Consider the following 11,996-nt stretch of genomic DNA (forward strand, 5'->3'; position numbering starts at 1 on the left):
TAGTTGTCGTGGGCTGACAACAGTATAGTATGTCGAACAAACGACTTGACAGTCGCCGTCGGCGTCAAGTGTTAGCCGGAATTGGAGTCGCCGCAATCGGCAGTGGTTTCGCGAGTGCCACTGTTGCCGGGCAAGAAGAAACTGTAACAGTCACACTGGACAACGTCGGGATAAGCGCCTGGGAAGTGACAGGCGTCGAGGGAGCGGACGATGTTGGACCGACAGGCGAGGAGAACCCACAGCTCACGCTTCAGGAGGGCGTTCGGTACACCTTCGTCAACAACGGCGGAGGTTCGCACCCACTCGCGTTTCGTGCGAGCGACGGCGAGACGTTACTGAGCCAGAGCGACGACGGCTCCTTCGAGGGCGATTCCGAGACGGATTGGGTCGACGACGGCGGAAGCGTCTCGTTCACACTGACCAGCGAACTCGCCGACGAGATGGCGACGTACGTCTGTACGGTCCACGGCTCCATGACTGGGTCCATCGAGACGACACAGGCAGGGCCAGCGGCGACAGTCACCTTCTCGGACCAGTCGTCGACAGGCACGTCGGTCGTCGTCGACGCCGTCGAACTCACCGACGGCGGCTTCGTCACCATCCACAACAGCAACTTACTTGACGGCGACGCTGTGGGCAGTGTCATCGGCGTCTCCGAGTATCTCGGTTCAGGGAGCTACGAGAACGTGACGGTCGAACTCGATACCCCGCTTGTCGAGGGTGAGACGCTCGTCGCCATGCCACACCGCGATACCGACGGCGACGAGGAGTACACCTTCGTCGAGAGCGAGGGCGGCGCAGACGGCCCGTACGTCGTCGAAGGCGACGCCGTCATCGATGACGCCGACGTACAAGTCGACGGGGCGGCTGCGGTCCAGATGAGCGACCAGATGACGAGGGGTGAAACGGTCATTGTTGACTTCGCTCGTCTCGACGACGGCGGGTTCGTTACTATTCACGACAGTACACTTCTCGATGGCGACCCGCTCGGCAGTGTTGTCGGCGTCTCTTCGTATTTCGACGGTGGCACCTACGAGAACCTCAATATCTCGCTGGATGAGACCCTCACGGGAGACGACACGCTGATTGCGATGCCACATCGCGACACCGACGGCGACGGGGAGTACACCTTCGTCGAGAGCGAGGGCGGCGCAGACGGCCCGTACACGTTCGACGGTGGCGCAGTCACTAACGCAGCCGATGTGACAGTGCTGGGCGACGCGACAGTCACGATATCCGACCAAGAGACGGACGGAACCTCCGTCGTCGTCGATTCGGCAGAGCTAGATGACGGCGGCTTCGTCACCATCCACGACAGCAGCCTCCTCGACGGCGATGCGCTGGGTAGTGTTGTCGGCGTCTCGGAGTACCTCGAACCCGGCAGTTACGAGGACCTCGAAGTCGTCTTCAACGAGGAGTTGACCGAGGACGACACACTGATTGCGATGCCACACCGCGACACCAACGGCAATCAGACGTACGACTTCGTTGAGGAGGAAGGCGGCGCTGATGGACCATACTTCCAGGATGGGGCCGCAGTTACCGCCCAGGCGGAGGTCACAGTACTTGGAGACGCGACAGTCTCGTTCTCGGACCAGGAGACTGATGGGATGGCAGTAATCGTCGACTCCGCAGAGCTAGAGGACGGCGGCTTCGTGACGATTCACGACAGTAGTCTCCTCGACGGCGATGCGCTGGGTAGTGTTGTCGGCGTCTCGGAATACCTCGAACCCGGGAGCTACGAGGACCTCGAAGTCGTCTTCAACGAGGAGTTGACCGAGGACGACACGCTGATTGCGATGCCACACCGCGACACTAACGGCAATCAGATGTACGACTTCGTCGAGGAGGAAGGCGGCGCAGACGGCCCGTACGTCAACGACGAAGGCGGGGCTGTTGTCGCCGACGCGTCCGTTACCGTCACAGATGACATGGACGACGGCATGGGCGGCGGTATGGACGAGACAGAGAGTACAGACGACGGGATGGAGGAGACAGAGAGCACGGACGGCGACGGACCTGGCTTTGGCCCCGTGGCTGGTATCGCCGGCCTGAGCGGAGTTGCCACGTATCTGTACCGGACGTTCGGTGTCGACGACGAGAGAGAAGAGGACTAACCGAACGGCACGTCGGCGGTGCTCGTGTCACGGTGTTTTCGCCTACTCACCACGGGTGACGTGTTCGTACTCGGCAGCAATCGGATAGTTCCAGCCACGGCCGAGCGCCTTCGTCGTCACCCGTAGCGGCGGCGGCGTCTGGCGTCGCTTGAACTCTGAGCGAGTTACACGGTCGACAGCGGCCTCGACGACCCCATCAGGATGCTCTTCGCGGAGCGTTTCATCACTGGAGGTGTCCTCGATATACCGTTCGAGGACGGGGTCGAGGTGGTCGTAGGGTGGCAGTTCGTCGGCGTCGGTCTGGTCCTCTCGGAGCTCGGCGGTTGGTTCCTTTTCGACAACTGCCTCTGGAATGACCGGTGACGCTGTCGCCGACGGCGGCGAGCTGTGGTTGAACGCCGCCGCGAGTTCGTAGACCACCCGCTTGTAGCAGTCTCCCAGTGGTGCGAGCGCGCCGACAGCATCGCCGTACAGCGTACAGTAGCCCACAGCCGCTTCGCTTTTGTTGTCCGGGGTGAGTACGAGCGCGTCGCGTTCGTTTGCCAGTCCCATCAGCACGTCACCGCGAATCCGCGCCTGGATGTTCTCGGCCGCAACCCCGGTAAGAGGCTCTGCGTGCTCGTCTAGCTGCCGGGAAACGGCGTTGACAGCCGGTCCGACAGGGACGACATCGAACTCGATACCGAGGTTCTCGGCGATCTTGCGAGCGTCCGTGATGCTCTGCTGGCTCGTGACCTGACTCGGCAGCGAGACGCCGTAGACGGCATCGGCTCCAAGGGCGTCGGTCGCCAGCGCGGCGGCCACCGACGAGTCGATACCGCCCGAAAGTCCGATGACCGCCTCCTCGAAGCCCGTCTTCTCGAAGTAGTCCCGAACGCCCAGACGGAGCGCCTGGCGTACCTGTCGTGGCGGGCTGGTGTCGGGGTGCTGGCTCGACCCTGCAGGCTCGTCGAGTGTGATATCTACGATAGCGGTATCGGCTCCGAACCCATCCAGTTGTTCGAGGACGCCGTCTTCGGTCGCGACGAGCGAATTGCCGTCGAAGATGAGTTCATCGTTGCCGCCAGCCTGGTTTGCGAAAACGACCGGACACCCCGTTCGCTCGGCGTGTCGAGCGAAGCGCTCGGCTCTGGCGGCCGGTTTGTTGATGCTGAACGGACTCGCTGAAGGCGTCACGATGAGGTCTGCGCCCGCTGTCGCCGTCTCTTTGATTGGGTCGGCGTCGTGCCGGCGCTTGCCCGTGACGACTGTGTCGTACCAGGCGTCCTCACAGATTGTAATCCCCACCTCGACATCGCCGACAGTGATGACCGTCGGTTCGCTGCCGGTGTCGAAGTATCTGTGTTCGTCGAACACGTCGTATGTCGGAAGGAGGCGCTTGTGGTAGGTGGCTGTTCGACGTCCGTCACGGAGCACGGCGGCAGCGTTGTACAGTGGCGCGCCTGCTTCTTCTCTGGTCCGGACTGTCGTGCCGACGACGAGTGGGGGTCCTGCTGTGGTCCGGTCGGCGAGCGTCTCCAGTGCCTCCTCCTGTGCGTCGATGATTCCTGGCCGATGAAGCAGGTCTCGGGGCGGATAGCCGACAAGCGACAGTTCCGGTGTGACCACAATGTCCGGGTCGCTGTTGCAGGCTGTGACGTATTCGTCGGCGAGACAGTCGGCGTTGCCGGTCACGTCGCCGACGGTGGGATTGTGCTGTACGATTGCAACGCGGAGGTTCCGGGCCATTCCAGTTACGCTACATAGAAGCTAAACGATGATAAGGGCTCGCCGACTTTCGCCGGGGTATCGGAGCTCTCGGCGTTCGTCAGATAAGCACTCGACTAGCAGAAGCAAATAGAGACGGATTACTCCAGCTGGTGGTAATCGAGTTCGTGACCCTCGTCCAGTGCGTCCTGCACCGCTGGGCTCGGGCTGGCGACGGGTTCGGTGTGACTGGTCATCCCGCCGACATCAGCTCGTTCGACGTAGATGTTCTGCTGCCAGTCGGTGTCTTTTTTGGTATGGTCACGCCGGTAGTGTGCGCCGCGCGACTCGGTTCGCTGAAGCGCCCCACGCAACACTGCTTCGGCGATGGGGAGCATGAAGCCGACATCGACGGCGAACTCGAAGGACTCACTCGTCATCGAGCCGACGTTCATGTCGCTGGCCTGCTCACGCAGGTCACCCAGCCGGTCGAGACCGGTCTGAAGTGACTCCTCGTCCCGGAGAATCCCCGCGTGTTCCCACATGAGGTTCTGTATCTCACCGAAGACCTCGGTAACGTCGTGGTCGCCGTCGTGGTCTGCCATCGCGGTCAGGTCTGTGAAGTGTGGCTCTGCGACCGACTCGACGACGGTTTCGGGAACGTCGCCAGGGCCATCGACACGAGGTGCGATGCGTTCGCCGGCGACGACACCGTAGGCGACGGTCTCGGCGAGCGAGTTGCCGCCGAGACGGTTCGCGCCGTGGACACCGGCCATCGTCTCGCCGATAGCAAACAGTCCGTCGACGCGTGTCTCGCCGTAGTCGTCGACGACGACGCCACCCATCCCGTAGTGTGATGTTGGTGCGACCTCGACTGCCTCTGTCGCCATGTCGACGCCGAGGTCCTGGAAACGCTCGTACATCCGAGGTAGCCGCTCGCGGATGAACGACCGGTCTCTGTGCGAGAGGTCGAGGTAGACCCCCCCGTTGTCGGTTCCCCGTCCCTCAGCAACCTCCTTGGCAATCGCCCGAGCGACGACATCTCTGGCGTCGAGCTCCATCTGGTCCGGCGAGTACCGCTCCATGAATCGTTCGCCGTCAGCGTTGTAGAGGCGACCGCCTTCGCCACGGACGGCCTCGGTGACGAGGCGACCGCTCCAGGGTTCCCACTCGGGGTCGCTTTCGTCGACGGCCATCCCAGTGGGGTGGAACTGAACGAACTCCATATCCATCAGCTCGGCCCCCGCGTCGTAGGCGAGCGCCGGGCCGTCGCCGTTGTTCTCGTCGTCACGCGAGGTATGGCGGTTGTAGAGAGCCGCGTATCCGCCGGCCGCAAGAACGACTGTGTCCGTGTTGAACAGTATCGGGTCGCCGCTGTCCATGTCGAACCCCACGGCACCGTACGTCTGGTCGCCATCAGAGAGGAGCTTCGTAATCATCACGTTCTCCCGGTAGGGGATTTCGAGGTCCTGGGCTCTGTCGACGAGCGTCCGGAGCATCGACTCGCCGGTGTGGTCGCCAGCAAAAGCCGTGCGTCGGAACGACTGCGCGCCGAAGTAGCGCTGGTCGATGTCGCCGTCCTCGGTCCGGGAGAAGTCCATCCCCCACTCGTCGAGTTCGCGGAGACGAGCGGGCATCTGTTTGGTGACGGTCTCGACCTTCTCCGGATCGTTGATAAAATGGCCCTCGTTGAGCGTGTCGGCTGCGTGTATCTCCCACGAGTCTTCGGGGTCGCGCGTTCCGAGTGCGCCGTTGATGCCGCCGCGTGCCCACGTCGTGTGGGCGTCACCGTGGCTCCGTTTCCCCAATACGAGCACGTCGTCGACGCCGCGTTCGGCGAGTTCGATGGCCGTCCGAGCACCTGCAGCACCGGCACCGACGACCAAAACGGACACGTCGACTCGGTCGTACGTCGGTCTCTTTTCGGCCGCGCTCGTCTCTGAACTGTCCATATTAGAGGTTAGGAGTGAGTACGTAAAGGGGTTGCGCGTGTGCGTGCGCGAAGGGCCGGCAGGTTGCTACAGTGTGTACTCTCCCCGTACGATACTTTCAGCGACGAGCAACAGGTACTCGATATTCGGCTCCCACTCCCCGGCCGAGCCGGATTCGAGCTGGTCCCGGTAGATGTCCTCCCAGATTGCCGCGAGGTCGAAGGCGGCCAGCGTCCGGTAAAACTGGTCGTGCTCGAAGTCGATACCGGTTGCGGCCTCGTATCGCTCGACCAGCTCCTGGCGCGTCGGGCTGCCTGGTTTGGTCGTATACGGTGCGACTGCTGGCGCATCGTCGCCGGTCAGTTCGTCGACCACATCCTTGTCGGGGTGTCTGGCTGCAATCTCCTCGACTGGCGGTGTCGGGTCGCCCTCGTCGCGCCACCGGAGCAACAGGTAACCGAGTTCGGTGCGCGGGTCGCCGAGCCACGTCGTCTCCCAGTCGATAACACCGCCGACGTGCGGTTGGTCGTCGCCCACAAACAGAATGTTCCCCGGCCGAAAGTCGCCGTGACAGACTGCGGTCTTTGACTCTGTCGGAACGTTATCACGGAGCCACTCGGCCACCCCCCAGACGGCAGGTGGGTCATGGCCAGTCGCCTCGGTCGCAGTCTCCATCCGGTCGATGACCTCCTCGACCTGGTCCCGGAGCGAGTTTCGCCCACACACACCCTCGAAGGGCTCGGTATCGACCGTATGGAGGTCGGCCAGCGTGTCGACGACGATGTTCCCGACCTGCTGACGGGCGGCGGAGTGCTGGAATCGCTCGGGCAGCAGTGAGCCCAGTGGGACAGCCTCTCCATCGACATGGGTCGTTATTAGAAACGGGTCGGCGAGCACTGAGTTCTCGTCGCCGAGCGCCACCGGCTCTGGCGCTGGAACGGGTGTCCCTCGAAGCCGTTCGAGGACGCGATACTCCTGACGAACGTCGAGAAAGCCGTCCGAATCGCGGAATCTGTTCGGCTTCCGGAGGACGTAGGCGTCTTCCTCGGCGGCCGTGTCGATACTGACCGAGAGATTGAGGCCGTCGTGAAGTACCGTAACGTCGACCACGTTCTGGTCGAGCGTTTCGGACAGTTCCGAGCGGAGGGCCGCGTCGTCGAACTCCCTGCTGTTCATACCGCCTCGAACGTAACAACTGACAAAAAGACTGTCTTTCCGCTTCGGAAGAACTAATTAATCGATAAACAACAGTCGGATATGAATCTTGCCGGGCGGACAGCAGTCGTCACGGGGGCATCGTCAGGAATCGGAGAGGCCACCGCGAGAATGCTCGCGGACGACGGCTGTGCTGTCGTGTTGGTGGCACGACGTGAAGACCGACTCCGTTCGATTGCCGAGGGTATAGACGGCGAGACGCTGGTCGTCCCGACCGACGTGACCGACGAGGATGCGGTGGCCGAGATGGCAGAACAGGCTCGGTCCACCTTCGGTGGTGTCGACCTGCTTGTCAACAACGCCGGCGTCGCCCGCGGTGGCCCCGTCGCCGAGACGGACCTCAACGAACTGCGGCCCAGTATCCGCGTCAACCTCGAAGGCGTGATGAACGTGACCCACGCACTGCTTCCGGATATTCTCGACTCGGAGCTGGGTGACGTGATTACCGTCTCCTCATTGAGCGCCCGGTATCCACAAGAGGGCGGGAGTTCCTACACCGCATCGAAGTTCGGCGTCAACGGCTTCATGCGGTCGCTACGCAAGGAGATGTCAGAGGAGGATGTCAGGGTCACTATCGTAATGCCGGGTCCCGTCATCACCGAGTTGAACGACTGGGAACACTGGGAAGGGCGTGCGATGGACCCCGAGGACGTAGCCGAGACAATCGCCTTCGCCGCCTCGCGCCCGCGACGGGTCGAGCTCACCGAGATCGGCGTCAATTCGACCGATAAGCTGTAGTTCAGTCGTCGGTCGGAACGCCTTCGGTGCCGATATCCTCCGTCTCGACGCTCTCCTGGGTGAGGTCACCGTCGCGCCAGGTACCACGCTGATACCAGCCGTACGCGATTATCGCGCCGAGGGCATTCGAGATAGCGAACGAAATCCAGATACCCGTCTCTCCAATCATGTCGGCGCCGACCCATGCGATTGGGAAGCGGATGATACCCAGCATCAACACAGAAATCGCTGCCGCTGTGAGTGTCTTTCCGGCTCCACGGAAGCTCCCGGTGTAGGCCCGCATGATGCCGATAAAGCCGAATGTCAGCGCGACATACCGGAGGAACGTTGTCGTGATATCCACGACCTCGGGGTCGGTCGTGAACACGTCGGCAATCGGTGCCGCGGCAAACCAGACGACCACGCCGGCGGCCGTGAGCACGCCAAACAGGACTTTCGCCGCGAGTCCCGCTGCCGCTGCCGCTCGGTCTGGTTTGTTCGCGCCGATATTCTGGCCAGTCATCGTCTCCACGCCGCGAGCAACAGCAATGGCGGGCAGGAAGACGACCGAGAACACGCGCGTTCCAATCCCGTAGGCGGCCACAACCTCGTCGGCAAACAGCGCGACGATGAACAGGAGAAGGTTCATCGACAGCGCCCGACCGGTCCCCTCGATAGAGGCAGGAAGACCGATTCGGACGAGACGGCGCAGGTATCCGAGATTCGGAACCATATCCCGGAGGTGAATCTGGACGCCCCGCACCCCTCGGAACATGATGACGAGACCCACAAAGAGTGCGAGCCCACGGGAGAACACGGTGGCGATGGCCGCGCCCTGGATGCCGAGTTCGGGGAACGGACCCCAGCCGAAGATGACGAACGGGTCGAGGATGATATTCAGGACGACAGAGCCGAACATCACCAGCATCGGCGTCACCGTGTCGCCGTACCCTCGCATCAGTGCGACGAAGACGAAAAATCCGAACATGAAGACGAGGCCAAGCGAGATGACCTCCATGTACCCCGACGCCAACGGGAGCACGTCCTCGGAGGCACCCATCACACCGAGGAACGTCTCGACGAGGAAATAGCCAGTCGTCCCCAACAGCACTGAGACGATCACAGCGAAGGTCATTGTCTGTGACGCAGCGTACTCGGCCTCGCGATCCTCGTCGGCACCGGTGTACTGAGCGACGAGAACGCTGCCGGCGACAGAGATTCCCATCCCGAGCGAGATGAGCAAAAAGACCATCGGGAAGGCGAAACTGATAGCCGCTAGCGCATCCGTGTTGTACTGGCCGAGCCAGAACGTGTCTGCAAGGTTATAGGCGGTCTGGAAGAGATTTGTGATGACAATCGGCATCGAGAGGAAAAAGAGTGGTTTCCCGATTTCGCCCGATGTCAGGTCGAACTCGTCTGGCCCCTTGAACAGCGCCTGAATCCGGTTTCGGAGGCTGGCCATCAGACACCACCGTTTGCGGACGCTGTTTTCGCTTCGAATCCTGTCCTGTTGGTACCGGGCTGGCACCGGCCGGGCAACGGCGTCGGCCACGCTGGGCCGCGAGCTCGCCGTGGACGCCGGTGGCAACACCCCCGCGAGAACGTATCGACAGTCTGCTGTCCGGTGAAAGCGCCGTGGCGGTATGCAAACCGAACACTGCACCACTCACCGAGTCGGTCGCCTACCATTGCAATCTTATCTGACTTACTGACTAGTCAGTCAAAAGCCTTGGGAAGCAATGCTCTTCGGGGTACGTCTCGGGTTTCAACGGTACAGCCAGTCGTAGAAACATTCACATCCGGGTTACTGCGGCGCAACTCCGGTGGTGAAGTGTCGCGGTGAATATAATTTCAGAAGGTGCTGCAAGATATAGAGAGTGAGTTCAGCAGTCGATCACTGTCGACTCGTCCTAATCATTTACAAGCTATTACATCAGTAAGGATTTGGTTTTGTTATCGATAATATAAAAACAATTATTCGGTCTCTATTTAAATTTGCTTGATATATTTTATATACTTGAAAAGTGTTATTGCAGTTTCGCTCTACTCGATAACGGGCTCCGAAGTAGACCTGGTTGTATTATCTGAACCGATCTGGGTCTTCAACCTCAAATGTGAACTCTTCTCCCTCGGAACTCCCGTAAATCGTTCCAAAAACTTCGCGGCCGTCGTCGTGCCTAGCCTCAATTTCATACTCCCCGTGTTCCTGTGATGGGGCTGCGATTCCCGTTTCTGAGCCATCTTCTGCAATCATGTATCCCTCTCCATCTGTCGTGAATTTGCGCTCACCACTTCCGCCTGGTGTTCTGATACTAATTGGCGTGAAATCTTCCAGTGGTTCGCCAGCAGTATCGACGAGTTGGACTTCGGTTCGGTAGGCTTCAGGTATTTCGACCCGACCGAGGAAAGTGACCTCCGAAGTTACTTCTTGTCGTCCAGCCAGGTCGAAGACAGGAGGAACACCGTTGAACTCACCCGGTTCGGTATACAATGGTACTCCACCAATAGTGTAGCGAGGCTCGTAAGGATGGTCAAGCACGAAGTGGCCTGAGTCATCAACTGATGTCCGGGTGTACTCAAACTCGCCATCTTTAACCGCGAACGCTTGAATTCCTGCGCCGCTCAATGAGGAATCACCCTCCGAGACGACAGATCCGAACAGGCAGGTTCGTCTATGGCTGCGAATACGTCAACGTCAACAGACCTAGTTTCTTCGCCAAGCGTGAGTGTGAGGTTGTACCGACCAGCATCGATTACTTCGGCATCAAATTCAGCTGTCAGTGGGAGTGATTCACCTGTTGCAATACTCTCCTCAACCGTGGTTCTGACCGGTCCGAATTCGACTGTGATTTCTGCTGTCCCATCAGCATCGCCAGAGTTTTCGACAAAGGCCGTAGCTTCGTACGTCGTCTGGTCCGGCATGATTACTCGCTCAGCCTGGACATCAACCAAACCAAACGCAGGCTCAGGCTCCGGCGTCGGCGTCTCTTCTTCCTGTTCCGGTGTTGGTGTCGTCGTCGGTTCCGGCGTCGGCGTCTCTTCTTCTTGCTCGGGCGTTGGTGTCGTCGTCGGTTCCGGTGTCTCATCCTCTTCTTCATCATCGTCGCCGGAACACCCAGCAAGGACGATACTGCCAGTGATGGATCCACAGACCTGTAGGAAGCGGCGTCTCTCTCTTTTCACATTTGCAGGCACAAATAGCGGCATATTATATTTTATGAATACCACACTATATTGAAGGAATATTATATAATGAGTTTGTGATTTTTCAAGCAAGTTTATGTTTATTGTCTATCCATGTACAAGGGCTTGAAATATTGGTCTCGACAGGCCAAGATTTGGTTCGCCGTTTTGCAAGACTCGCGCCCTCTGTCTTGCACGAGGGTCTTGACAAGAATTGGATAGGCAGACCGCACAAAGGATTCTATGACACGCTTCAGTAAGTAGACAGGCAAAGATAGTGACTACTCATAGTGATTGTTGCGGTTATTTTCGTGACCGCGTCGCGAATCTCGGCGTTTCACGGCGTGAGACTCACACCTCGTTTCCCGACGGCGGTAACGACTCGCAACAATCACTATCAGGCCATTGCCGCGGTATCTATGACCCACTCATAGTGATTATTGCGAGTCTTTTCCGCCACGGGTTCGCTTCCCTCCCGTATCAGAATATGAAGCAAGCGATTCACTAGAACAGGGCTGAAAAGTACCGCAATAATCACGATCAGAACATGTCGGGGTTCAGTTAGCGAGTTGCTCTTTCAGTTCGTCGAGTTTCAGATAGATTGCCAGAGCGAGGATTGTCGTCGGCCACAGCCCCACGAACTGTCCGCGCTGTTTGTCGCCACGGACGTAGTAGTAATAGAGTGCCAGAGCAACCGAGCCAACAGCCGCCACCACCGCAGGACCAACGCCACTTTGCTCGATTTCTCTGGTTGCCGTTTCGCTGGGTTCGCTGGTTTGTTCACCCATACCATAACTAGGGTGTTCCAGTACATAGTACTTTGTGTGAAATGTTCACGACATGGTGGACGCTAATTAACACAGCCAGACACCCCTCGATTTCTGTGACGCCGACAGCAGCCTCTCTGAGCAATTGCCAGGGCTCCGACACTGTTGAGTCGGCGACGAAATCAAGACGACGGCGCACCAAGACGGCGTATGCTCACGTGTCCAGAGTGTGGCTACCTTCACGGAAGCACCGACGAGCGCGGCCGACCAGCCGGGCAGTACGACGATTCGCTCGACCAGACGGCCGCCCAGGAAGACGACGGCTCGTTTTACTGTCCGCGGTGTGAAAAGACGGTCACGCCCACAGACGACAGGTAGCC

The 11,996-nt window shown here is 59.8% G+C and carries 10 protein-coding genes; 3 read left to right on the plus strand and 7 right to left on the minus strand.

The genetic code is table 11. The annotated features are described in order from the left end of the window. Positions 1-29 precede the first annotated feature (29 nt). The gene (locus OSC37_RS03110) at positions 30-2,117 is read left to right on the plus strand and encodes a cupredoxin domain-containing protein (RefSeq protein WP_267163144.1); all 2,088 of its coding nucleotides are present in this window, start codon (positions 30-32) and stop codon (positions 2,115-2,117) included. Between the two features lie 42 nt (positions 2,118-2,159). Here the strand turns inward: OSC37_RS03110 and OSC37_RS03115 are convergent, their stop codons facing one another. From OSC37_RS03115 to OSC37_RS03125, 3 genes are all read right to left on the minus strand, one after another. Further along, positions 2,160-3,845 (minus strand): NAD+ synthase, encoded by a 1,686-nt coding sequence (locus tag OSC37_RS03115; protein ID WP_267163145.1) that lies wholly within the window; start codon positions 3,843-3,845, stop codon positions 2,160-2,162. Positions 3,846-3,964: 119 nt separating this feature from the next. Next, positions 3,965-5,755, minus strand: a complete 1,791-nt coding sequence (locus tag OSC37_RS03120; RefSeq protein WP_267163146.1) for an L-aspartate oxidase — start codon at positions 5,753-5,755, stop codon at positions 3,965-3,967. A 66-nt stretch (positions 5,756-5,821) separates the two neighbouring features. Next, entirely contained in the window at positions 5,822-6,910 is a 1,089-nt protein-coding gene (locus OSC37_RS03125; protein WP_267163147.1) for a phosphotransferase family protein, read from the minus strand. A gap of 81 nt (positions 6,911-6,991) precedes the next feature. Here OSC37_RS03125 and OSC37_RS03130 point away from each other — a divergent pair, with 81 nt between their 5' ends. After that, complete coding sequence (locus OSC37_RS03130) at positions 6,992-7,687, plus strand: SDR family oxidoreductase (protein WP_267163148.1); 696 nt, start codon at positions 6,992-6,994, stop codon at positions 7,685-7,687. A gap of 1 nt (position 7,688) precedes the next feature. On the opposite strand, the gene OSC37_RS03135 is transcribed toward OSC37_RS03130, so the two are convergent. From OSC37_RS03135 to OSC37_RS03150, 4 genes are all read right to left on the minus strand, one after another. Continuing rightward, positions 7,689-9,128 (minus strand): MATE family efflux transporter, encoded by a 1,440-nt coding sequence (locus OSC37_RS03135; protein ID WP_267163149.1) that lies wholly within the window; start codon positions 9,126-9,128, stop codon positions 7,689-7,691. Positions 9,129-9,746: 618 nt separating this feature from the next. After that, complete coding sequence (locus OSC37_RS03140) at positions 9,747-10,292, minus strand: hypothetical protein (RefSeq protein ID WP_267163150.1); 546 nt, start codon at positions 10,290-10,292, stop codon at positions 9,747-9,749. Beyond that, positions 10,289-10,942: a hypothetical protein gene (locus OSC37_RS03145; protein ID WP_267163151.1), complete on the minus strand. Its 654-nt coding sequence runs from the start codon at positions 10,940-10,942 to the stop codon at positions 10,289-10,291. Before OSC37_RS03145 ends, OSC37_RS03140 begins: the two co-directional genes overlap by 4 nt. A 464-nt stretch (positions 10,943-11,406) precedes the next feature. Continuing rightward, complete coding sequence (locus OSC37_RS03150; RefSeq protein WP_267163152.1) at positions 11,407-11,637, minus strand: hypothetical protein; 231 nt, start codon at positions 11,635-11,637, stop codon at positions 11,407-11,409. A 189-nt stretch (positions 11,638-11,826) separates the two neighbouring features. Here OSC37_RS03150 and OSC37_RS03155 point away from each other — a divergent pair, with 189 nt between their 5' ends. Further along, on the plus strand, positions 11,827-11,994 hold the full coding sequence (locus OSC37_RS03155; RefSeq protein WP_267163153.1) for a hypothetical protein: 168 nt from the start codon (positions 11,827-11,829) through the stop codon (positions 11,992-11,994). The last annotated feature ends 2 nt before the right edge of the window (positions 11,995-11,996 follow it).

The organism is Halovenus salina (assembly GCF_026410925.1).
Classification (GTDB): domain Archaea; phylum Halobacteriota; class Halobacteria; order Halobacteriales; family Haloarculaceae; genus Halovenus; species Halovenus salina.